Here is a 23912-nt window from a genome sequence, read left to right as displayed (position 1 = left end):
TGATCCTACCTCTATAAAATCTATAAATCATTTTGATTTCATCTGCATTCTATCTTTATCTCACCCTCGTAAACTCTTTTCGTGAGGAGGAGAGAGAATGAGAAAGAGAATACCTATGGTGCTGTTCATCTTGTCTGCCATGCTGTTCGTGCTGCTGTACAACGTTTACTCGGGAGACCGCGGCAAAAGCGATGCCGAGCATCAAATGACGGGCTTCTTAGGCAAGAATGGAACTGCATCGCATCCGCCGGGGATACCATTCAAAGTGGTGATCGATCCCGGGCATGGGGGGAAGGATCATGGTGCGACCGGGGCCAGCGGAGGCTTCGAGAAGGATTTTACGCTGCAGCTGGCGCTCAAGGTTGAGGAGCTGGCGATGCAGGAGCCGCAAATCGAGGTGCATCTCACTCGAGCTGAAGACCAATTTATATCCTCGATTGACCGGGAAAGGCCGAATTTCGCCAATGAACTTGGAGCGGACTTGTTTATTTCGATTCACGGCAATACGTTTGAGGATCCTAGCGTTTCTGGAGTAGAAACCTACTATTATCATAGAAATTCCTATCCTTTGGCTGAAATCATCCAGAAGCATATGGTGCAAGGCAGCGAGTTTCGTGATCGGGGGGTCAAGCAAGAGGATTATTTTGTCGTGAAGGATACGAATATGCCGGCTGTACTAATCGAGACAGGCTATTTAACGAATCCGCAAGAGGAGCAACAGATGCTGACCGATGAGGTTCAGTACCGAATAGCCGGTTCCATTCTGGATGGAATCAAGGAATACCTGCAAATACATGAATGAGGGGAAGATGGACATGCGTACAAAAATCACCTTGACTATTCTAATGGGGAGCATCGTGCTGGCATTAGCCGCATGCGGAAACCAATCAGCGGACCAAGCCGCAGTGCAGCCTGAGTCCCAAGCACAGGGACGGGAGGGAGCTGCATCGGGATCCACAGTTAAGGTGTATCAACAGACATTCGAGAACAGTGTGTTTCTGGGGGATTCCATTACGGAGGGACTGTCCTTCCACGATGTACTGGACGAGAAGAATGTTCTCGCAGGCGCGGGGAAAACGGCGGAGTTCGCCCTTGAAGATATAGAAGAGTTGGTCAAGCGAAATCCGAAGCAGGTGTTTATCCAGCTGGGCTCAGACGATATTTTATGGCCGACGGACAATCCGCTGACGTACGCCATGAACAACTATGCCAAGCTGATCGGCATGATCAGGGATAAGCTTCCGGGGGTCCAAATTACGCTGTTAACGGTTACTCCGGTGACAGAGGAGGCAATAAAGAAGGAGCCCCGTTACAACACGATTCCGGATTTCAATCTGGCGCTAGAAAATCTTGCTGGCAATGAGCAAGTCGGCTTCGTTGATCTAGCCCCGATCTTTAAGGATGCGGCTGATATGTATGATTCGGACGGGATTCATTTCAAACCCGAGTTCTATGCAAGGATGCTGGATTTGTTGAAAGAGCACGTGAAATAACATGCGAACCGCTCGTTGGCACGCCAGCAGAACATCGGTTTTGTCCCCAGCGCAGAGGATGTTCTTGCACCGGAATAGGTTGGGGGTGACGGATCTTGGTTTTTAGCAGTCTTATCTTTCTGTTTCTTTTTCTCCCGGTCACCCTGTTGATGTACTATGTGTCGCCGAGGAGGCTGCGCAATGCTGTTTTGCTGGTTGCTAGTTTGATTTTTTATGCTTGGGGAGAGCCCGTGTACATTCTGATAATGGTGTTCTCCACGGTGTTCGATTATTATAACGGACTGCTTATCGACAAGTTCAGGCATCGGAAGCGGATCGCCAGAGCGATATTGATCGGTTCGATGGTCGGGAGCTTAGGAATTCTCGGATTTTTCAAATATGCCGGATTTATTATAGATAACATCAATCGGCTATTCCATTTGCAACTTCAAACAGCTGATCTGCCGCTGCCGCTTGGCATCTCCTTTTATACATTTCAAACGATGTCCTATGTCGTGGACGTTTACCTGGATAAAGTGCCGGTGCAAAGAAATATCATCTCCTTCGGGGCATACGTGACGATGTTCCCGCAGCTTGTAGCGGGTCCCATTGTTAAATACGGCGATATCGCTGGTCAGCTGGATGGACGCAGGGTGAGTCTGCATCGTTTCGGCGAAGGGGCCGAGCTGTTTATCCGGGGACTGGCCAAAAAAGTGCTGCTTGCCAACAATATCGGTTTGCTGTGGGCCAGCGTCAAAGCGGAGCCGGTCGCCGAGCTGTCCGTTTTATCCGCATGGCTTGGCATCATTGCATTTACGCTGCAAATCTATTTCGATTTCAGCGGGTATTCCGATATGGCTCGCGGGCTAGGCAGGATGTTCGGATTCGATTTCATGGAGAATTTCCGTTACCCGTATATTTCAAAAAGCGTGACGGAATTTTGGCGCAGATGGCATATCTCGCTCGGTACTTGGTTTCGGGAGTATGTCTATATCCCGCTTGGCGGAAACAGGTCAGGGCTGCCTAAGCAGTTGCGGAATTTACTAGTGGTATGGTGTTTAACGGGTTTATGGCATGGCGCCAACTGGAATTTTATCGTCTGGGGATTGTATTTCGGTTTGTTCGTTGTGCTCGAGAAGCTGTTTCTACTAAAAATACTTGGACGCGTTCCTGCCGTTGCTGCCCATTTGTATACGCTCATGATTGTAATGGTTGGCTGGGTGTTGTTCGAAATGGAGGATTTGGGTGCGGCGGGACATTTCATTCGTGTCCTGTTCGGTTTCGGCGTGGAAGGATTCGTCGATCGTCAGGCACTCTATAGGTTGTCCACCAATGCCGTATTGTTAGTTGTATTGGCCATCTGTGCAACACCGCTGCCACGTAAAGCTCTATCGTATGTGAAGACAAGATGGAGCACAACCAGCACTGCTGCAGTTCCGGTTATCTACTTGTTGTTCCTTCTGCTGACAACGGCCTATCTGGTCAACGAAACGTACAATCCATTTTTATACTTTCGATTTTGAGGAGGGGGCAATGGACAAGAACGACAAAATCAACGGGACATGCATAGCCCTTCTGCTGCTCTCGTTTATCGGCGTGTTCGGCGCTCTGAATCTCGCAATGGCGGACCGGACCTTCTCGGAATCGGAGAACCGGGTGCTGAAGCAGCTGCCGCCTTTTTCCTTAAAAGCCGTGTTGTCAGGGACCTTTACGTCCGATTTCGAGGCTTACGTTTCCGATCAATTCGTCTTTCGGGATCGATGGATCGGGCTTAAAACGGACGCGGACCGCATCCAGGGGAAAAAGGAAAGCAACGGCGTTTATCTCGGAAAAGACGGCTATCTGATTCAAAAATTTGTTCCTCCGATTGAAGGGGATTTGCAAGAGAAAATGGCTGCCATTCTTGCGTTCGATGAAGCCACACCTGATCTTCGCAAATACGTAATGATCGTTCCCACAGCAGCGACGGTGCTGCAAGACAAGCTTCCAAGATTTGCGGAAACCGGCGTGGAGGCAGCATATTTAAGCGATATCCGGCGCTCGCTGCCTCAGGGTATCCATTACGTCGACGTATTGCCTGCATTATATGGCAAGCCGGAACAGCATGTTTTTTATAAAACGGACCATCACTGGACAACGAAAGGCGCTTATCTGGCTTACCTGGAGTTGTGCAAGCATATGGGGTTGGTCCCGAACGAAGAAAGCGGCTTTGATATTCAGAAGATCACCGACGAATTTTACGGTTCGCTCTATTCGAGAAGCGGTTATCGACATGTGCAGCCTGACAGCATCGAGCTGTTCCTGCGGAGCGATCCGCCAAAGATTAAGGTTACCTATGCCGACGAAGGAGAAACCACGGATTCGCTATATGCGATGGACAATCTGCAGAAAAAAAAGGATAAGTATGAGGTCTTTCTCAACGGCAACCATGGACTTGTCCACATCGCAACAGCTCAAACGAACGAGAAAAAGCTGCTGGTGGTCAAAGACTCGTACGCCAACAGCTTCATTCCTTTTTTAGTCGAGCATTACAGCGAAATCTTCGTGGTGGACTTGCGTTATTATGCTGATGATCTGGCCGCTCTCGTGCAAGAGCATGACATCCGCGACATGCTGATGCTTTATAACGCGAATACATTTCGTGAAGACCCATCTATAAAGAATCTATTGGAGTGAGATATATGATAAATCAATTGAATTGTAGAAGAAGGATATCCCCCCTGATCTTGGCGATTGTCGTTGCGATTTGCGTGCTATCCGGTTGCTCGGGGAAGGATGATAAAATGGCGGCTCAGCTTACGGCCAGCGAAGTAGGCGAGCAGATTATGCAAGCGGTGGACCTTGAGGCGATGCGTGAAGGGGATCAGGAGAAGCTTCAAAAATTGTACAAGCTCGATCTGGACGGCGTGGAGGATTTCATTCTTTACACATCAACATCGAACGTGAAAGCGGATGAATGGGCTGTCATCAAGCTTAAGGACCCGCATGAAGCGGAAGCTGTCAAAAAGAAAGTGGAGGCGCGCATCAACGAACAGAAAGCGAAATTCAGGGACTATCGTCCGGACGAGTATTTTTTAGTTGAAAATCATGTGTTAAAGGTGAAAGGGCCATTTGTTTTCATTGCGGTTTCCAAAGAAGCGGATCGTATGGGGGAAGCGTTTGACGACGCTTTGACCCAGGGGGAGTAAATAATGGCGAAATATTTTCCGTATCCCTAGAGGATGGAATGGCAGAAGATTGGATAAAAACTATAAGTATAAAGAACTAGTATTTTGCGCTTTAACCTAATTTTAATACTAGTAAAATATAACCATTTTAGAGACATCCACTTAAATGTAATTTTCTCAGGTTAAAACCCAAGCAACGAAATGGGGACTGCTAGAAGCCTGATGATCCCTGGAATCCGAATCAAAGATGTATCGAAAAAGTACTGGAAGACTAGTAACGAATCGTCGTATTTTCCTATTACTTTTGGTTTATTATCTCTCAAAAGGTTGATGTTGGAATGGTTCGATGTTACTATATATCTTGATTGCTTACTAGTTTTAAGGGGGATATGTGTAAACGTGGAGAAGAAAAAGTCGAAGTTTAAACCATTTTTGCTTATTATTGTGGGGGTTATTGTGGTCCTATTCGTAATTGGGACACTGTCCGACGATTCCACATCCAATTCGGATAACAAGACAGCAGCGAGTGGAACGAACGCAAGCAAGTCCAAGGATCATGAAGCAAAATATGCCGAAGCACAGGATTTATTTAAAAATGGAAACTATGTTCAAGCAAATGCGGTCGTGGATGATGCTATTAAAGCTGAGCCAAAAGAAGAGTATACCAAACTGAAAGCGGATATAGAGGCTAAGATCAAAAAGCGGAAAACCGAGCTTGAGGCCAATTTCGAGATTAAAGAAGACAAGGTCGAGAATATTACCTTTATTTCGCCTTCCTCCGGTGTTACCAAGGGTCTCGTATTTTATCCATACATCGGTATAAAGGATTCTAACAAATACATGATCCTGCGAGTTGGGTTTCAAGAGGATGCTTCTAAGGCATTGTTTGTGTTTACCAGTGTGAAGGTACGTGCCGGAGAGCAATTACAGGAGCTTAAGTTTAATCCAATGAACAAATTGAATGATGTTGATCTTTTTGGTTCCGGCATGACCGAGCTAGTAGATATTGACGTTGATAAGAAAATTGAAGATCTAATTAGCAATGTCATTCCAGCAAACGATGAGACCATTGTTCGTTTTGAGGACATTTCCAATAAAGCAACGGACTACACGTTAACCGAGAAGCAGAAGAAAGCGATAGCAGATATCGTTGAATATTACAATTACCTCGATTGATTCAGACATTTCCTAGCACCGCACTTTCTTTTAGTTATTATAACTTACTCCAAAGAGCCGAATTCCTTAACAAGAATGCCGGCTCTTTATTTTGTTCTCGGAATATAGCCTTCCCGTCTTCTTATATCAGGAAGCGAGGGATGTTCACGTTGATTCATCAATCGAAAATAAATGGGATTCACGAATACGACGGCTTGTTGCTATGAGAAGCACATGCTACAATTGTTAGTAAATGACCATTTACTAATGGGGGGTTAATATGGGCAGACCGCGTGAATTCACCGATGAGAACATCTATTACGGCGTTTATCAGTCGCTATGCAAGAAGGGGTTCGCACAGACTACGCTCACGGATATAGCGAACGAGATCGGTGTATCTCCTGCAGCATTGATCAAACGATTTTCCTCAAAGAAGGGCATCTTCCTCGCTTATAGCAATTTTGTCATTCAATTGACTGAAACGAAGTTTACTGAAGCGGATCAGAGCGACGCCCCGCCGATCGAAGCGTTAAAATCCGTTTATAAAGAGGCGGTCCGGTTAGGAAATGACCCGGTTTCCCTGGCGCGCCATACCAGTTTTTATCTGGAAAGCACGACCGACCCTGAATTGCTGGAAAGGTCGAAACAGCGCCTGGCTATTATTGATGCTGGAACGAGAAGGCTGCTGAGTAAAGCTGTTCAGGGCAAGTTCCTTCAATCTTGCGATATTGAGCTGGTCAGTACCGTGCTGCAATCCGCTATCAGCGGTGCGCTCCTGATCTGGATTCGGGAAGCCGGGAAGTCGCTAGACGCTCTAATCGACGATTGTTTTCGCGTTGTGATCGGACCGCTACGAATAGGGGGGAAAGAAGATGCCAACGATGACTAGCCACCATGCAGATCTATACTACGAAGTGCACGGGGAGGGTCATCCGGTCATATTTACCCATGGCGCTTCCTGGAATCACAAGCAATGGGAGCCGCAAGTTCAGTTTTTTGCCGAGAAATATAAGACGATTGTTTGGGATGTCAGAGGGCATGGTTACTCCTCACTTCCGGAAGGAAAGGTTGACTCGGAAACGTTCAGCAAAGACTTAATAGCTTTGTTGGATCACCTTGGAATAAAGCGAGCCGTGCTATGCGGATTGTCCATGGGTGGTCATATCTCCCTGCAAACCGCGATTCGGTTTCCTGAAAGGGTAGAGGCTCTTGTATTAATCGGTACTCCGTTCACCAACGCATTTAACTGGTTCGAAAAATGTTTTGTCCCCTTTAACCGTTGGTCTTCCCGGATGATCCCGATGCGGCTAACCGGTAGGATCCAGGCGGCCATGCTCTCGAAGTATAATCCGGATAACCGAGCATACATTGAGGAAGCATTCAATATGCTGACACAAGAGAGATGGCTGCGCTTATGGGATGCGATCACCCGGATGGAGAGCCGCGAGCATTTGGACCATGTACAATGTCCCGTTTTACTGCTTCAAGGCGAACATGACACCATGATCAAAAGGCAGCAGAAATATATGCACTCGAAAATAAGAAACTCGGAGCTGCACATCATTCCGAGAGCTCACCATGCAACGAATCTTGATAATCCGAATGCCGTAAATGAACAGATATCCAGGTTTTTAGTCAAGCATCGCAATGAATTTTGATCGTTCCCCCTACTTCGTCTAGATCAGTGCTCAAATTTCTTACCGAATTGAATATTTTATAGTAAAATAAAATTTGCCGGTTCAATTTAAGAGTAGAGTCAAAGACTCTATCGGGTGAGGAGTTATTAAGCACGTGAAAAAATTATATGCATCATGGTTCGGAAGCTACTGGAGCCCCTATCTGGTCATGGCTTTGGCAGGTATTCTCAGTGCGGTCTATTTTGGGATCACCAACACGGTTTGGGCCGTAACCGGAGAGTTTACCCGTCTTGGAGGCCATATTCTTGAATTCTTCGGGGTGGACGTATCGGACTGGGCCTATTTCGACCTTGTCCATATGAACGGAACGACTTGGACCCGAACCGATGGTTGGATCGTGTGGGGGATGTTTATTGGAGCCCTTATTACGATTTTGCTTAGCAACAACTTCAAGATCCGGATGCCGAGACAGAAGCGGCGGTATGTGCAGGGATTCGTGGGCGGCATCATAGCGGGCTTTGGAGCCCGTTTGGCGCTGGGCTGCAATCTCGCGGCATTTTTTACCGGTGTACCTCAGTTTTCGCTGCATTCCTGGATCTTTATCGTTGCTACGGCTGCGGGCACGTTCCTGGGCGCCAAGCTGGTCAATACGAGGTGGTGGAAAGGCAAGCCAGTTCTGAAGATGGGTGGTACAACGCCGATAGTTAAGACCGGGAAAAGCCGGCAGCCCCTTCTTGGAGCGGTCCTCGGTTTAGTCTACATAGCCCTCATCGTATATTTCTATGCCACTGGACGCACCATGCTTGGAACAGCCGCACTCTTCGGAGCGGCATTCGGAATCCTGATTGAGCGGGGGCAGATCTGCTTCACTTCCGCTTTCCGCGACCTGTGGATCAGCGGCCGGGCTACGATGACCAAAGCGATTGCCGTCGGTATGGCGGTCAGCTCTGTCGCTACGTTGATCATTATTCTTGTATACGGTTTAGACCCCATTACGAAAATTGCGGCACCTAGCACCTTTATCGGCGGATTGCTGTTCGGACTGGGGATCGTCATGGCCGGCGGCTGTGAAACCGGGATGATGTACCGCCTGATGGAAGGGCAGGTCGTGTTTTTGCCAGTGTTTATCGGCAACATTATCGGAGCTACCGCTTTGGCGTTTGCTTGGGATCACATGGGGGTATATAACCTGCTTGTGAAGAGTGGCGCGCCAGTCAACCTGATCACTGAGATGGGTCCGGCGGCTGCATTACTTGTAACGCTGCTAGTACTCGGGGCCGGGTTCGCGGTCGCCGCATATTGGCAGAAGAACTACCGCTATGGCGTTGGATTCAAGAAAGGAGATGCAACTCATGTCCGTTGATTTCACACTGGATCTCCGGGGGGAATCTTGTCCTTACCCGGTCATTTACACCCTCGAAACACTGCGCGATATGAAAAAAGGGCAGACGCTTCAGGTCATTTCCGACTGCCCGTCCGCATTCCGGAATGTGCCGGAAGAGGTCGTCAAGCACGGTTACAGCATGGCACAAGAGCCGGTCAAGAACGGCCAGGAATTCAGCCTCTTTATCCAAGTGTAAGAGGAATAACGCTAAATCAATGTTCAATAATGACGAAAGCCTCCCACATTCGACAGGGAGGCTTTCTCGTGTTATTAGCGGGACTTAATTCCCGAATAAGCTTTGGATCAATTGGCTGGCGAGGCCATAGCCCAAAGGGCGGACGGTTAGATGTTGCTTCCGAGCATCATCGACGAATAATCCGAGACCCGGTTTTCCTTCAACCCATCCAAAACAGCCTCACGCGTTGAATGGACCAGATAAACATCCCATATAAAAAGTCGAAACAGAACAATGATCGCAATGATGATGATAACGATTATGCCGTACCTCTTAGATTGAGTTTTCTCTTTGTCCACCTGAATGTCCGTTTGCTACAAATCTTTCCAATCATAGATATTGTTACCATACACAATACAATAATGGGTCCGTAAAGCTCATCATCGCAAGGCTCTAAAAGAGCCATTCCTCTGCTTATTAGGGATACGGGTTCATGATAGGAATCGTTAGGACATAAAAGCTTTTTTTGTTGGTGCAGCTGATGCGGACATCCGTGAATGCAAGCAGCAAAGCAATCGGGGGCCTACAGCTACACATGCATTGTCAACGTCAAGCGCTTTCTTTGTGCTGTACGACAAGAAGTGCCGGATGTATACTTTAGAGAAAAATTAGGTGGAGGGAGGTTAAGCAGGAGATGAATTCCAGAATCAGTAACCATCTATACTTACGCCGAGAGGGGGGAGCTCATGAAGCTGCAGGCGTCCGGGAAATCATCCACTTGGTTTGTGTATCAAAAAATCGTGATCGTATTTATCGTATTATTGCTGCCTCTCATTACCATGAGCCTCTGGCTCAACTTCAAAGGAATGTCCGTTTCCAAGGATGCGATCTTGGATTCTTCATTCGCGGGGGCCTCTTTTTACTCCAAACAGCTGGACAAAGAAATGTATTTTATCCGGAATTTGCAGCTGGAGCTGCTCAATGACCAAGATTTGCAGAAGCTGGGCTTTCGGGGCGGGACCCTGGATAATTATGAAGAGGTGGCGCTGATTGACCAAATCCGGGACCGGCTTGCCACGTTAACGGTATCGAGCGAATATGTTCTGAATGCCGGCGTTTATGTGGAATCCGTGGGAAAAACCATCTCAACCTTCTCCGGGGTTACCAATACGCCGAATGTTGAAATGGAGCTGATTTCATCGCTGCTTTCGGTGAAATCCAAGCCTTCGTTTTATCGAAGCGGCGACCGTATCTTTTTTATCGAAACAGAGAACAACGGCAAGATCTGGTCCTATATCGAAATAGCCAGGCCTAAGCTCCTTGAGGCTTTAAAAGAAATCGCCAAACTCTATCCCGAATCCGAGGTGCTGCTTGGAAATAAGGAGCTCGGCTCCATTCTGGCAACCGAAGCGGAACCAGCGCAGACGACAGGCATCCTGGCGCTCGCCGGCAGTGGAGATTTGAATAGCCTGGAAACGCCCACCAAGGGCAGCATGCATGGCGTTGACTATTTTATTATTCAAAATGACGTCAGCTCCCTCGGATTGGAGCTGATCATGTACGTAAACCAGAATGAAATTACGCGCCCGCTGAGCCAGTTTATTACTTGGTTTTACACGTTGTTTATTATTGCACTTATCGTGCTGATCCTGTATTCGTTCTCCGTCAATTTGATGATTCACAGGCCGCTGTCCAAGCTTGTCAAGGCGTTTCATATGATAGAGACCGATAATTTGGATATTACGATCGAATCCAAATCCAAGGACGAGTTCCACTATGTGTTCAACAGCTTCAACAATATGACCCTGAAGCTTAAACACTCCATCGAAGAAAATTATGAGCAAAAAATGGCGCTGCAGCTCTCCCAGCTTAAGCAGCTTCAATCCCAGATCAATCCGCATTTTCTATACAACAGCTTCTTTAATATTTACATGATGTGCAAAGTAAACGACGCGGAAAGCGCAGCAGAGCTATCGCAGAAGCTGGGGAGCTATTATCAGTACATTACGAGAAGCGGTTCGGACGATGTTCCATTCGTCAAGGAATACCGCCATGCGCTTGATTATTGCGATATTCAGTGCATCCGTTTCTCCAACCGGATTGCATACGAGGATGGAGGGCCGTCCGGAATTCCGCCAGCCTTTTCGGTTCCTCGGCTCATCATTCAGCCGATCGTGGAGAATGTGTTCGAGCATGCGTTCGTGGACGGCATGGACGATGGGATGATCTATATCAACGCGGATTACCGGGATGGCAGGCTGCGGGTAACGGTGGAGGATAATGGGAGGATGGTAACGGATGAGCTGATCGCGCAATTAGGCGAAAGGCTGGGAGACGATTCCAAGCAAATGGAGAAGACGGGTTTGATGAATGTGCATAACCGACTTCGCCTTAAATACGGGCCCGAAAGCGGGCTGTTCATTTCGCGCAGTGTCTATGGCGGTCTTAAAGTAGAGCTGATCATAATCGACGTAAGTGAGGAGGCTTCGTAATGTATCGACTGTTGATCGTAGATGATGAACCGGTGATCACGAACGGTCTGGTTCAGTTATTTGAGGAAAACCCGGAATTTGAGCTGGATGTCCTTAAAGCGTATTCGGCCAAGGAGGCGCTTGCGATTGCCAAAAAGATGAAGCTGGATATCCTTGTCAGCGATATTCGGATGCCGCAAAAAAGCGGGCTTCAGCTGGTGGACGAGCTGATGTATTATTGGCCGATGTGCCGAATCATCTTTTTGACGGGATACAGCGAATTTGAATACGTGCACGAAGCGCTGCGCAAAAATGTGGACAATTACATCCTGAAAACCGAAGGCATCGATCCGATCTTTACTGCTGTCCAACAGGCTTGCCAGAGGCTTGATGAGGAGAATCGCCGCAGAGTACAGGAAGACAAGTTGAAGCAGCATGCAAAAATCGCCAGGCCCCTGCTGAAAAACGAACGGATGGAGCGAATCCTAGACGGGGAGCCGATCCGTGCACTATTGACCGATACGCGTTATGAAGGATTGGACTTTCGCATTTGTCCAGACCTGCCTTCGTTATTTGTGATGGGGTGCATAGACGAATCGGCGCATTCGGCATCCAGGGAGATGATCTCATCCATACAGGGGATATTTATGAATGATTTACCGTCCTCGTTTAGCTGCGAGCAAGCGGTTTATGAACGAACACTCATTTGGCTTCTTCAACCGGATGCAGAATTATTGGGCCGCTTCCAAGAAGGGGAGAGCGAGGGGACGATTTCGTGGAGCGGAGTCACGGGCTATATGAAAGGGATCCTGGAGTCTATACAAAATGAATGCGACGAATTGCTCGGGGTACAGGTATCCTTCGGAATTTCAGGGAACCTGAAGGAAGCGTGGGGGACGATCCGGGAGCAATACGCAACACTGCGGATGATCTTGAAGCAAAAGCAAGCGTTGGGTCAAAGCATGGTGATCACTGACATTTCGAAAGTCGGAGAACCGATTGGGAACACGGGCGAACAAGCGCGCCATCGCGAGGGTGATACGAAATCATTGGTCATTGCCCAGATTCAGAAATACATACAGGATCATCTGGCCGGGGATGTCTCCTTGACCGCGATCGCGCAGGAGGTGCATTTTAATCCATCCTACCTGTCCCGCTACTACAAGCAGATGACGGGGCAGAATTTGCTGGAATATATTCAGGCCAAGCGCCTTGAAGCAGCAATCGACTACATGCGGAACACGGACTTAAAGCTGCAGGAGATCGCTGCCCGGGTCGGTTTCGATTCGCATTCGTATTTCACGACGTTTTTTAAGCGGAAGATGGGCATGTCTCCTCAGGAATACCGCAGTTGACGGAGCCGGGTTATCGCGCAGCCTTGAAAACAAGTAAATAAATTGAAAGCTATGTAAAAATCTTAAAATTGATAGCGCTTTCTTCCGGCATATATAATTGGACCCAAGAAGTAAAGACCAAAGCAGTCTACAAACGATTCGAAGGGGGAAAGCCATCGACATGAAAAGAATCAAGCCATGGAAAATGATTTTGCTTGCCACATTGTCGTTATTTGTCATATCTGCATGTTCAGGTCAAGGTAAAGAGCCAGCAAGTTCCCAGCCGCAAACCGAGACCAAAGAAGAGGGCGGCACGGCGGCGGCTCCGCCTGATCCGTTGGGGAAATATCCCGAGACGGTAACCGTAACGGAGGTAATGGGCTTCAATCCGCCCGAAGATCCCCGGACGCCGAAGGGCATTACGCCGGAGCAGAATGCTTATCTTAAAGATTTGAAAGAAATGCTGAACATTGAAGTGAAATACAAATGGACGGTCCCATCCAGCCAATTTAGTCAAAAGTTCTCGCTTGCCTTGGCTTCTGGCGACCTGCCGGATATTTTGGAGCTGGACGGTAAAAATTTCGAAAAGCTGAAGAAGCAGGGGATGCTTGCCGATCTGACCGAGGCCTACAACGATTACGCATCGCCGACATTAAAGAAGTATATGGAGTCTGACGGCGGTTTCGCCATGAAGACGTATTCCCAGGACGGCAAACAGTTAGGAATCCCGGCTTTTGAGGACCCTTTCTTATCGACGCAGCTGCTCTGGATTCGCAAGGACTGGCTCGACAACCTGAAGCTTGAACCTCCTAAAACCATGGACGAGCTGGAGATGGTCGCCAAAGCATTTGTCCAGCAGGATCCGGACCAAAACGGCAAGAACGACACCTACGGACTCGTGCTGCAAAAGAATTTGTTCTTCTGGGGCTTTGACGCAAGAGGATTCTTCAACGGCTTTGGCGCGTATCCGTCCATGGGCGATGGTCAAACGGCATGGATTCAAGACGGCAGCGGAAAGCTGATTCCGGGTCTGATCCAGCCGGAGGTAAAAACAGCGCTTGGCAAGCTTCAATCCTGGTACAAAGAAGGCATCCTGGATAAAGAGTTTGCGCTCAAGGACGAGAACAAAGCGGTCGAGGACATTACCGCAGGCAAAGTCGGCATTTCCTACGGGGAATGGTGGTATCCGAACTGGCCGCTGAACCTGAATGTGGATAAAGATCCGAACGCGAATTGGATTGCCATTCAAATTCCTGGTTTAGACGGTCCGGGCAAATCGCTGGTGCCTAAAATCCGGGGTGACAAGGTATATGCGGTGAACAAGAAAATGAAGAACCCTGAAGCCGCTATCAAAATGATCAATTTCTATATTGAGATGGGGAATAAGGAGTATTTGAATCAGAACCAGGCAGAGAAGGGATATGTATACAACTGGTTCAGTCCGCGGATCTATAACCCTGCCCAGATCGAAACCATTTACACCGAAGTGAATAAAGCGCTTGAAGCGAATCAGACGGAAATTACGCTGGATGATGAAAATTACAAGAACGTCGCCGACGTCTTCAAGGCCACCAAGGATTACTTGGCTGGTGATACATCGAACGCGAGTAAAGGCGTGAACTGGGGACAATATTTCAGCCGTGCAGCGAAGGACGGCGGCTGGGGCTTGACCCGCCAGATCAAAGAAAAACAGGCGTTTGTCAACCACGAGTTCTACGGTCTTCCAACGGCCACGCAGGTGGAGAAGGGGGCCCAGCTGGATAAGCTTATGCAGGAGACCTTCACCAAAATTATTATGGGGTCTTCAGTGGATGAATTCGATAAGTTTGTTGCCAGCTGGAAGTCGCTTGGCGGCGACGAAATTACGCAAGAAGTCAATGATTGGTACAGCCAGCAAGCCGTAAAATAGTCGTTCCAAAGCGGGGAGGAGGCGTTACCGGTTACCGGCGCCTCCCCCCCGTTTTACAAATTCATAGAGCTTACGTTGCCATATCCTGAAATGTCCGGGAGGTCCAGCTGTGAGAACGCTGAAAAAAGAATACTTGCTTCATTTGATGTTGCTGCCCGGTGTTATCGTGACACTGATATACGCCTATGGGCCGATGGTAGGCCTGGTGATGGCGTTTCAACAATTTGAGCCGCTGTCCGGCTTCTTTCACTCCGAATTCGTTGGATTTGAAAATTTTCAGTACGTGTTCGGGCTGCCGGATTTTAAGCAGGTCATGTGGAATACGCTCGTCATTTCCGTATTTAAGATGGTCCTGCATCTGCTTGTGCCGTTAATACTCGCCCTGCTGCTTAACGAGGTCACCCGAAAGTGGTTTTCCCGGTTTGTGCAATCCGCCATTTTCCTGCCATTCTTCCTATCCTGGACGGTTCTCGGCGGCGTCATCATCGAATTATTCTCGCTTAGCGGTCCGGTAAACGGGTTACTGACCGCCTTTCATCTGGAGCCGATCATGTTCATGCTGGATAATGACTGGTTCCGTGGGATCATCATCGGCTCGGACGTCTGGAAGGGCATGGGCTATAACATGATCGTGATGCTCGCAGCCATCGCGGGGATCAATGCCAATCTTTATGAGGCTGCTGAGGTCGATGGTGCCGGAAAATGGAAGCAAATGCTCCATATCACGCTGCCGGGCATGGCTCCGATCGTGATTCTTCTTGCCGTGCTAAGCCTGGGGGGAATCCTGAATGCGGGCTTCGAGCAGATCCTGATTATGTATAATCCGACGGTTTATGAAGGCTCGGATATTATCGATACGTTCGTCTACAGGCTCGGCATGTTCAGCCAGCAATTCGGACCGGCGGCCGCCGTCGGGCTGTTTAAATCGGTCATTTCGCTTGTCCTGGTGTCCGTGACCTATTATGCGGCTTACAAATATAACAATTACCGGATCTTTTAGGCTGGGGGGAGAGAAATGCACAGACCAACGATGAGCAGAAGACTGTTTGTCTTGTTGAATACGCTGCTGCTTACGACGATCACTGTACTTGGCATTATTCCATTCATTCACTTGCTTTCGATTTCCTTAAGCTCGAATACCGCCGCCATGGCTGGTGAAGTGAAGCTGTGGCCGGTTGGTTTTAATGTAGATGCTTATCGGTACCTTGGAGAGAAAGTGGAATTCTTCCTCTCGTTCGGCGTTTCACTGGAGCGGGTCGTCCTGGGAACGGCCGTCAATATGTTCTTGATATTCATTACGGCTTACCCGCTATCGAAATCGAAGGAGCAATTCAAGCACAGGACGCTTTATGTGTGGTTCTTTGCCATTACGATGTTTTTTGGAGGCGGATTAATTCCGACTTATATCACGGTTAAAAATACGGGACTGATTGATTCGATCTGGGCTTTGATTCTCCCAGGCGCGCTTAACGTATGGAATATGGTGCTGATGCTGAACTTCTTCCGGACGATTCCCAAAGAACTGGATGAAGCGGCTACGATTGACGGGGCAGGACACTGGCGGGTGTTATGGAGCATTTATCTGCCTGTATCCCTTCCGTCCATTGCGACCATCGGCTTGTTCACCATTGTGGGTCACTGGAATTCGTGGTTCGACGGCATCCTGTATCTCAACTCGCCGGAGAAATACCCGCTCCAAACGTACCTGTCGACATTGATTATGTCCATAAACTCGCAAATGACGTCCATCTCGATCGAACAGCTTAAGGCGATGGAGAATTTAAGCGAGAAAACGCTCCGAACGGCCCAAATCTTTATGGGTGCGCTTCCGATTATGCTCGTCTATCCGTTCCTGCAGAAATATTTTGTTAAAGGAATAACCGTCGGCAGCGTGAAGGAATAAAGCAGCGGAGCAAGCAGGAAGGGGAGAGCTATTATATGAAAAAAGTGTCGGTTGCATTAATCGGAGCCGGGCTTCGCGGAATCAATTATTTGGAGTATGCGCTGCAGCATCCCATGGAGCTCGAAGTCACCGCCGTGGCGGAGCCGGTTCGGGAGCGAAGAGAGAGCTTTAAGCATAGGCATTGGATCGACGATGCCAATTGCTTCGAGGATTGGGACGCATTTTTTGCCGCGCCCAAGATGGCTGACGCCGTCCTGATCTGCACCCAGGATAAGCAGCATTTCGAGCCGACGATGCGCGCGCTGCAGGCGGGATATCATGTGCTGCTGGAGAAGCCGATGTCGCCGGATCCGGAAGAATGCATACGGATGGGGGAAATGGCTTCAAAGGCCGGAAAGGTGTTTTCGATCTGCCACGTGCTGCGGTATTCGCCGTTCTTTCGGACGCTGAAGGAGCTGCTGGAAGAGGGCGTGATCGGCCGCCTGATGTCCATCCAGCATAATGAAAATGTGGGATACTGGCATCAGGCACACAGTTTTGTAAGAGGGAATTGGCGCCGCAAGGATGAATCCAGCCCTATGATTCTGGCAAAGTCCTGCCACGATCTGGACATCTTGCTCTGGCTGGCGGATGCGGACTGCGTTCGGGTATCCTCCTTCGGTTCACTCACTCATTTTACGGCTGCCGAAGCGCCGGAAGGAGCGCCGCTGCGCTGTCTGGACGGATGCCCGGCGGCGGATGAATGTCTCTACTATGCGCCAAATCTTTATTTAACGGCGGATACGAACTGGCCGACATCTGCCATCAGCGACGACATGAGCTACAGTGCGCGGTATAAGGCGCTGCAGGAAGGACCGTACGGCCGATGCGTTTATCATTGCGATAACGACGTGGTTGATCACCAGGTGGTGAATTTAGAGTTTTCGAACAGCGTCACGGCAGCATTTACGATGAGTGCCTTTACAAGGGACGTGAGCCGGACGATCAAGCTGATGGGAACGCGCGGTGAGATCCGGGGGGCCATGGAAAAAAACGAAATCGAGATCATTCATTTTGGCAGCGGAAAGGTCGAAAGGATTTCCTTTGACGATATGGGTGGTCATGTCGGCCACGGGGGCGGGGACATGCGCTTGATCAAGGATTTTCTGAAGCTGGTCCGCGACGGCGGTCAAACGCAAGGGCTTACCTCGGCGGACCGCTCTGTGCAGAGCCATCTGATGGCCTTTGCAGCCGAGCAATCCCGAATCGAGGGATCGATTATTCGTCTTGAAGAGTTTCGACAGCGTTATACCGCCAAATGATTCACAAAGAAATGACAAAATGCCGGTCTTTAAGATCGGCATTTTCATTATTAATCGTTGCTTAATCGTCTATCGACATGGATTGGTTAATCAATCGTAAGTGACTGGTTCGTCAGGGATCGAATCCAAGGTATCGCACTTAACATCGTCCATCGCATGACCGGATTTTTCATCGTAAATCGTTTCATCATGGACTTCGATGCTTCAACCTCGTGGAATGCATATTTACTCATTTCGTGATAATAATTGTAGATCGCTGTTTCAAAATCCGCTTCCTGTTTCATCGCAGCCTCAAGCTTGTCGGCGAGGAGACCTGCATCTCGCAGGGCCGTGTTGCCCCCGTGCGATCCAGTAGGAGGCATGACATGGACTGCATCACCCATAAAAATAACGCGTGAGTTGGGCCAACGGGAGGGTTTCCTTCCAGCTTTGAATTTAACTCCCATCGTATAATCTACGTCAGCATGCTCGATTAGACGCCGGATCGCCGGGTGGAAGTCTCGCGAAACGTTTTGGGCCACCCGAAACAGTAGGTCGGGGTCAGAGGTAGTTTGATATTCCGAGAACCTTTCTTTGGGCATGAGAACAGCCCACATGATATAATCATCAACCATGGGAGGCGGCTGGACGATTCCCATTCGGGAGAACGCAGCTTGGGGAGCTTCGCGAAAGGCCATCGTCGTAAAAAAGATGCCGTCGCCTGAACGACCGATGGCGTGGATACCGCTTGTTTTGAGACCTTCGGGCATCAATGGTCTATCTTTTTCATGAACCAATCTAGTACGGCCATAAATCGCCCAATGGTTCACATCTTCCGGTTCACAATCCGGAAGGTATTGTTTGCGCAGGGATGAATGTACTCCATCTGCACAAACGATGAATGCTGCATGTGCGGAAGTTCCGTCGTTGAAGTGAAGGACGGCCCCATCCGGGTTAGATTCGGAATGGACCACTCGTTTTCCAAAATGCACCCGTTCTTGAAGTCCTTCCAGCATGATCGTGCGCAATGTTTGGCGATCCGCTTGGCGAGGGATCCGTAAGTCGGTGCCCGTTGGGTCTCCTTTAAACGTGAGTTTGAATATTTCGCGTAGTTTCCCATTGGTTAATCTAAAATAACTATCTTGGTCAGTAGGCGAAGTTGTGGCCAGAAACAGCTCGAATAAACGAGGAGGAAGACATCGCTTTATGGCGGCAATCCCGTGTTCATCTACCGTAATTCGATACCCTTGGCGACGGGCGTCCACAGCTTGATCGCGTTCATACACATGCACTTCCATCCCGGCCCGAAGCAGTGCTTGAGCTAAGCATAAGCCGCTTAAACCTGCGCCCACAATGGCGACCGAAACTTTGGGAACATTACTCGCTGTTCCTGTCTTCGGGCTAATATCCATCTTGTCTGCATGCATGATAAGACACTTCCTTTCCGGGAAATAAACAATGTCTCAATTACTTCATTATTGATACAATACAATATGGAACAGTGACCTTAACCCGGCGCAGGAAGGATCATGAACTAGGTCTGTAGAATGGTTTTGTTGGAATGAAAACATGCACGCAAGGAGAGCGGGATGATTGACCGAATCAAGAAGTGGGCTAGAAAGCTAAAAGGAAAGATATTCGTGCTCTATTATGCTTACAAGGATCCTCGGACCCCGTGGTACGCCAAAGTATTTGCCATCTGTGTTGTGGCCTATGCGTTTAGCCCCGTTGATCTGATTCCAGATTTTATTCCTATTCTAGGCTATCTGGACGATGTGATCTTAGTTCCGCTTGGAGTAGCCATCGCACTGAAAATGATACCTCCTGATGTCGTCCAAGAGAACGAAGAGAAAGCCGAGCAACATATAAAAAACGGTAAACCGAAGAATTGGCTTGCAGGAAGTTTTATTATTCTCCTATGGATCGCGGCAGTCCTTTGGGTTTCGCTGATCATATATCGGTACATGGTGGACTGATCGAATGAAAGAGCGTTGCCAGCGGCAGCTGCTCTTTTTTTTCGATCTATATTAGAGGCTAGCGTTGCTGCGTTCACGAATCGCAAAAATGACGATCATCGTTACGAGTAGATTGGCAATTTTATTTTTCCTAAGCGCTGACTTCCCAATGGTGCAAACCCATGATATCATCTAATTAGACATATATTAAATTAAACGATCGTTAAATTTAATATTCAGGAAGGAGTGCTGGAATGAGCACGGACTTTTACCTGGTTAGACATGCTGAAAAGCAGAAAGGAACTGGAGATGTTTCCATTTCTCCATTAGGGATACAGCAGGCTCGGATGACAGCAGCATATTTTCGTAAAATGCCCATAAGCAGAATCTGCTGCAGTCCTCTTCAGCGAGCCAAGCAGACCGCTGGGTTCATTGCAGAAGCCGTGAATCAAACCATATTGGAAGATACCCGGTTACGGGAACGGGCAAACTGGGGAGACCTCCCTGGACAAACATTTCAGGAGTTTATCGAGATGTGGAATCACTGCACCTTGGAAAGAGATTTTGTCCCCCCAGTCGGCGACTCTGCAAGAAGGGCAGGCGAGCGCTTGTCTTCCTGCATAGTGGAGCTTTCGGCTCAGCACACAATCGAGCGGATCGTTATCGTGACGCATGGCGGGTTAATCACAGACTTTATGGTAAACGAATTTTCCCAAGATGAGTTGAATGCCTATCACCCGGACTTTGTTCAAACGCAGAGTCGACTGGTCCCTGAGTGTTCTATCACTCATATAAAATACGTTGATGGGCGATTTGTATTAATCGATTTCGCAAATATAACGCACTTACATCTTTTGGGATAAAATCTGTTGGAGTTCTTCTATACGCTGAAAACAGGCTGCCCTACATTCGGCGGCTTGTTCGCCGAGCGGCCCTAAACCCCAATAATTGCAACATGATGGCAAACGCAGTCCTAAAGCGCACTATTGACATTCGGAGCTTGCAGCTGTAATTTGTGAATATAAAATAAAAACATTCATAAAATCATAAATAAATTCATGAAGGATGTGAACAGCGACATGCCAAAAAAGTTTTCCGAGCAGGAACGCGAATGGATCCGTCAGAAATTGCTTTCGGAGGGGCGGCACCAATTTGAAACAGCAGGTCTTCGCAAAACGAGCGTGGAGGATTTGACGAAGGCTGCCGGCATTGCCCAAGGCTCGTTTTACATGTTTTTCGCTTCGAAAGAGGAGTTATATTATGAACTTCTGCTGGAAGAGGAACAGCGTATCCGCAATACTGTGCTGGATTTATTCCCCCCTGATGAGGTTTGCAGCAAGGAAGGCATCAAGCGGTTTCTTTCCTATTCATTAAGAATGATGGATGAAAGCCCGCTCCTCCGGAAGATGATGGATCGGGGCGAGATGGAAATGTTGTTCAGGAAGTTACCCAAGGTGCAGCTGGAACGCAATTTTAGCGAGGATCAAGAAGCGCTCTTGCCGATCATTACGTCTTGGCAAAGAGCGGGCATTTTATCCGGTACGCCTTCTGAATCGATTGTGGGGATGATTCGATCCTTGGCCTTGCTGACGCTGCACAAGAATGACATCGGAGAAGCCCAATATACGGCAACGATCGAGCTGCTGGTCGAATTGTTATCGGCTGGTATGCTTGCGGCATCAAGGCCTTTTAAAGGAGACGAGCCGGTATGATCGAAGTTAGAGGGCTTCATTTTACCTATCCGAACCGGAGCGAGCAGACCCTGCGCGGACTGGATTTTGTGATTCCAACCGGGGAAATCTTCGGATTCCTCGGTCCTTCCGGCGCGGGTAAAAGCACGACGCAAAAGCTGCTGATCGGCGTGCTGAAGGGCTATCAGGGAAGCGTAAAAGTAATGGGCAGCGAAATCAGGGATATCGGTCCCGACTATTACGAACGAATCGGGGTTGCCTTTGAATTCCCGAACTTCTACAGCAAATTTACGGTTCTTGAGAATTTAAAGCTCTTTCGTTCCCTCTACAAGGGAAAAACCGAGGATCCTATGCATCTGCTGGAACAAGTCAATCTTGCAGATGCTGCAAACATGAAGGTGTCCCAGCTGTCCAAAGGGATGAAGATGAGGCTTAACTTCTGCCGGGCGCTGCTGCACGATCCGGATATCCTCTTTCTGGATGAGCCCACCTCCGGCTTGGACCCGGTGAACGCGAAACGGATGAAGGAATTGATTCTGGCGAAAAAGGCGGAGGGGAAGACCGTCCTCGTCACAACGCATAATATGCAAGCGGCAGAGGAGCTTTGTGATCGAGTAGCATTTATTGTTGACGGTGAAATCAAACTGATCGATTCGCCAAGAGAATTGAAGCTGCGGAAGGGAAGGAAGGAGCTTCGCGTAGAATTTCGCAAGAACGGCCAGCTGAAGGAAGCCTTATTTCCTCTTGACGGTATTGGCGGGAATGATCAATTTCTTAAGATTATAAAGAATGATATGCTCGAAACGATTCATTCGCAGGAGGCATCCCTTGAACAAATTTTTATCGAGGTGACGGGGAGGCAGCTGATATGAAAGGCTTATCCCTGTTGATATTCGACCTGCGTTTTCAATGGCGTCATGGATTCTATTTCGTTTATGTATTCGTTTGTTTTTGTTATTGGATCTTGCTTAGGTTCATTCCAGAAATCTATAAGGAGACGACAGCCATAGCGCTGACCTTCAGTGACCCTGCAGCTTTAGGACTTATCATGGCAGGCGGGATGGTTTTGTTGGAGAGGGACCAAGGCGTCCACGATCCGCTGTTCGTCACGCCGGCTCATATTCGGGATTATTTGCTGGCGAAAGCCGGATCGCTGTCCGTCTTGTCCCTTGCGGCAGGATGGGCCATTCATGCGGCAAGCGGCAGCCTTCCGCAGTCACCGCTTGCTTTTTCTGCAGGCATCGTCCTGACGTCAACCTTTATGACCTTGCTATCGATAGGCGTGGCGGCACGACACCGTACCATCAATGGTTTTATTCTGATGGTGCAAGTCTACGCTTTGCCATTTGTCCTTCCATTGCTGGGCTACTTTCATTTATGGCATACGGATCTGTTTCTCCTGCTTCCGACCGAAGGGACACTTCGATTACTCGGTTCTCCTTCTGGCGGCCTGTCCGTAAATCACCTTCTTTACTCCGCATTCATCCTATTGATCTGGAATTCCGCAGCATATATCTGGGCACACCGCTCTTATTCACGCCATGTGCTGATGAGGATCGGAGAAGGAGGGGATGGCAATGGAAAAATATAAAGCCCTGATGATGAAGGATTTTCGGCACGCATTGAAAGACCCCGTGCTCATGGCGGCTATGATCGGTCCGCTGGTGCTTATCTTCCTGTCCAGGTTCGGTTTTCCTATAGCCGTTCATTGGCTTGACATGCATTATTCGTTTAATCTTGAGCAATATCGCGGCTTTGCTGCCTCATTGTTAGTTGTGACGATCCCGATGTTAACAGGGATGCTTACGGGGCTGCTTATCCTCGACGAACGGGATGAGAATATGATAGCCTATTACGCGGTTACGCCGCTGATGCGTAAAGGTTATTTGCTGTATAGAGTGGCGCTTCCAACCCTGCTGTGCATCGTTTTATCCGCAATCTATTTGCAATGGTCTACGATGTCGGTCGTTCGATGGGAAACGCTGTATGCTTTGCTGCTGCTGGCATTGGAATCGCCGTTGTTTACGCTCTTTCTCGCCGCATTCTCATCAAATAAAGTGGAGGGACTGGCCTTATCCAAAATCGGAGGGTTGTTCATCATAGGCCCTGTGGTGGTTCATTTTGTTCCGGGAGCTTGGCAGGTGCTTGGGGCTTTGCTGCCTAGTTATTGGCCGGCAAAGGTCCTCGATCTGATCATGCATGATGAACCATTCCCTGCATTTGTGTTCTTCTTGCTGGGCTTGCTATTACATCTAGCGTGTTTGTTTCTCATGATCAATGTGTTTAAAGCCAAGCAAGCATAGATCTCTCTTGCTAGCATAGGGACGAAAAACAGTGCTGCGGGTGGAGGTGGCGCTTTTATGGTAAACTTTTTAGATA

At 48.6% G+C, this 23912-nt stretch carries 23 protein-coding genes; 22 read left to right on the top strand and 1 reads right to left on the bottom strand.

Going from position 1 to position 23912, the window contains the following annotated elements; translation table 11 throughout:
• Positions 1 to 97: 97 nt before the first annotated feature.
• The 16 genes from NSQ46_RS16830 to NSQ46_RS16755 all read left to right on the top strand — a co-directional run bounded on the left by NSQ46_RS16830 (position 98) and on the right by NSQ46_RS16755 (position 17908).
• The gene (locus NSQ46_RS16830) at positions 98 to 802 is read left to right on the top strand and encodes an N-acetylmuramoyl-L-alanine amidase (RefSeq protein ID WP_342574087.1); all 705 of its coding nucleotides are present in this window, start codon (positions 98 to 100) and stop codon (positions 800 to 802) included.
• A gap of 7 nt (positions 803 to 809) precedes the next feature.
• Positions 810 to 1493: a GDSL-type esterase/lipase family protein gene (locus NSQ46_RS16825; RefSeq protein ID WP_251535109.1), complete on the top strand. Its 684-nt coding sequence runs from the start codon at positions 810 to 812 to the stop codon at positions 1491 to 1493.
• Between the two features lie 95 nt (positions 1494 to 1588).
• On the top strand, positions 1589 to 2995 hold the full coding sequence (locus NSQ46_RS16820; protein WP_342574086.1) for an MBOAT family protein: 1407 nt from the start codon (positions 1589 to 1591) through the stop codon (positions 2993 to 2995).
• A 10-nt stretch (positions 2996 to 3005) separates the two neighbouring features.
• Entirely contained in the window at positions 3006 to 4148 is a 1143-nt protein-coding gene (locus tag NSQ46_RS16815; RefSeq protein WP_342574084.1) for a DHHW family protein, read from the top strand.
• Positions 4149 to 4255: 107 nt separating this feature from the next.
• Entirely contained in the window at positions 4256 to 4660 is a 405-nt protein-coding gene (locus tag NSQ46_RS16810; protein WP_342574082.1) for a DUF4358 domain-containing protein, read from the top strand.
• A gap of 378 nt (positions 4661 to 5038) precedes the next feature.
• The gene (locus NSQ46_RS16805; protein ID WP_251535099.1) at positions 5039 to 5815 is read left to right on the top strand and encodes a hypothetical protein; all 777 of its coding nucleotides are present in this window, start codon (positions 5039 to 5041) and stop codon (positions 5813 to 5815) included.
• 259 nt (positions 5816 to 6074) lie between these two features.
• Entirely contained in the window at positions 6075 to 6683 is a 609-nt protein-coding gene (locus tag NSQ46_RS16800) for a TetR/AcrR family transcriptional regulator (protein ID WP_342574079.1), read from the top strand.
• Positions 6667 to 7452 carry an alpha/beta hydrolase gene (locus NSQ46_RS16795; protein WP_251535097.1) on the top strand — a complete coding sequence of 262 codons (786 nt, stop codon included), beginning with the start codon at positions 6667 to 6669 and terminating at the stop codon, positions 7450 to 7452. Before NSQ46_RS16800 ends, NSQ46_RS16795 begins: the two co-directional genes overlap by 17 nt.
• 187 nt (positions 7453 to 7639) lie before the next feature.
• Positions 7640 to 8794 carry a selenium metabolism membrane protein YedE/FdhT gene (yedE, locus tag NSQ46_RS16790; protein ID WP_342577005.1) on the top strand — a complete coding sequence of 385 codons (1155 nt, stop codon included), beginning with the start codon at positions 7640 to 7642 and terminating at the stop codon, positions 8792 to 8794.
• Positions 8784 to 9011 (top strand): sulfurtransferase-like selenium metabolism protein YedF, encoded by a 228-nt coding sequence (gene yedF / locus NSQ46_RS16785; protein WP_007131822.1) that lies wholly within the window; start codon positions 8784 to 8786, stop codon positions 9009 to 9011. Before yedE ends, yedF begins: the two co-directional genes overlap by 11 nt.
• A 725-nt stretch (positions 9012 to 9736) precedes the next feature.
• Positions 9737 to 11482 carry a histidine kinase gene (locus tag NSQ46_RS16780; protein WP_251535095.1) on the top strand — a complete coding sequence of 582 codons (1746 nt, stop codon included), beginning with the start codon at positions 9737 to 9739 and terminating at the stop codon, positions 11480 to 11482.
• Entirely contained in the window at positions 11482 to 12816 is a 1335-nt protein-coding gene (locus NSQ46_RS16775) for a helix-turn-helix domain-containing protein (protein WP_028406641.1), read from the top strand. Before NSQ46_RS16780 ends, NSQ46_RS16775 begins: the two co-directional genes overlap by 1 nt.
• A 160-nt stretch (positions 12817 to 12976) precedes the next feature.
• A complete protein-coding gene (locus tag NSQ46_RS16770; RefSeq protein ID WP_028406640.1) occupies positions 12977 to 14704 on the top strand; it encodes an extracellular solute-binding protein in 1728 nt (575 codons plus the stop codon).
• Between the two features lie 109 nt (positions 14705 to 14813).
• A complete protein-coding gene (locus NSQ46_RS16765; RefSeq protein ID WP_007131827.1) occupies positions 14814 to 15704 on the top strand; it encodes an ABC transporter permease subunit in 891 nt (296 codons plus the stop codon).
• Between the two features lie 15 nt (positions 15705 to 15719).
• Positions 15720 to 16607, top strand: a complete 888-nt coding sequence (locus tag NSQ46_RS16760; protein ID WP_007131828.1) for a carbohydrate ABC transporter permease — start codon at positions 15720 to 15722, stop codon at positions 16605 to 16607.
• Between the two features lie 35 nt (positions 16608 to 16642).
• The gene (locus NSQ46_RS16755; RefSeq protein WP_007131829.1) at positions 16643 to 17908 is read left to right on the top strand and encodes a Gfo/Idh/MocA family oxidoreductase; all 1266 of its coding nucleotides are present in this window, start codon (positions 16643 to 16645) and stop codon (positions 17906 to 17908) included.
• Between the two features lie 86 nt (positions 17909 to 17994).
• Here the strand turns inward: NSQ46_RS16755 and NSQ46_RS16750 are convergent, their stop codons facing one another.
• The gene (locus NSQ46_RS16750) at positions 17995 to 19314 is read right to left on the bottom strand and encodes an NAD(P)/FAD-dependent oxidoreductase (protein ID WP_251535093.1); all 1320 of its coding nucleotides are present in this window, start codon (positions 19312 to 19314) and stop codon (positions 17995 to 17997) included.
• Positions 19315 to 19476: 162 nt separating this feature from the next.
• On the opposite strand from NSQ46_RS16750, the gene NSQ46_RS16745 reads away from it, so the two are divergent.
• The 6 genes from NSQ46_RS16745 to NSQ46_RS16720 all read left to right on the top strand — a co-directional run bounded on the left by NSQ46_RS16745 (position 19477) and on the right by NSQ46_RS16720 (position 23836).
• Positions 19477 to 19863, top strand: coding sequence for a YkvA family protein (locus NSQ46_RS16745; protein ID WP_251535091.1), 387 nt, complete (start codon positions 19477 to 19479; stop codon positions 19861 to 19863).
• 233 nt (positions 19864 to 20096) lie between these two features.
• Positions 20097 to 20705 carry a histidine phosphatase family protein gene (locus tag NSQ46_RS16740; protein WP_210094891.1) on the top strand — a complete coding sequence of 203 codons (609 nt, stop codon included), beginning with the start codon at positions 20097 to 20099 and terminating at the stop codon, positions 20703 to 20705.
• 216 nt (positions 20706 to 20921) lie between these two features.
• Positions 20922 to 21554 (top strand): TetR/AcrR family transcriptional regulator, encoded by a 633-nt coding sequence (locus NSQ46_RS16735; RefSeq protein ID WP_244869095.1) that lies wholly within the window; start codon positions 20922 to 20924, stop codon positions 21552 to 21554.
• On the top strand, positions 21551 to 22405 hold the full coding sequence (locus tag NSQ46_RS16730; protein ID WP_342574074.1) for an ABC transporter ATP-binding protein: 855 nt from the start codon (positions 21551 to 21553) through the stop codon (positions 22403 to 22405). Before NSQ46_RS16735 ends, NSQ46_RS16730 begins: the two co-directional genes overlap by 4 nt.
• Complete coding sequence (locus tag NSQ46_RS16725; protein WP_210094894.1) at positions 22402 to 23124, top strand: ABC transporter permease; 723 nt, start codon at positions 22402 to 22404, stop codon at positions 23122 to 23124. The genes NSQ46_RS16730 and NSQ46_RS16725 overlap by 4 nt, the downstream gene beginning before the upstream one ends.
• The gene (locus NSQ46_RS16720; RefSeq protein WP_210094895.1) at positions 23111 to 23836 is read left to right on the top strand and encodes a hypothetical protein; all 726 of its coding nucleotides are present in this window, start codon (positions 23111 to 23113) and stop codon (positions 23834 to 23836) included. Before NSQ46_RS16725 ends, NSQ46_RS16720 begins: the two co-directional genes overlap by 14 nt.
• Positions 23837 to 23912: the final 76 nt, after the last annotated feature.

The organism is Paenibacillus sp. FSL M8-0142 (genome assembly GCF_038597315.1).
Taxonomy (GTDB): Bacteria; Bacillota; Bacilli; order Paenibacillales; family Paenibacillaceae; genus Paenibacillus_AQ; species Paenibacillus_AQ lactis.
The sequence above is the reverse complement of the archived record's forward strand: the minus strand, read 5'-3'. Positions and strand labels throughout refer to the sequence as shown.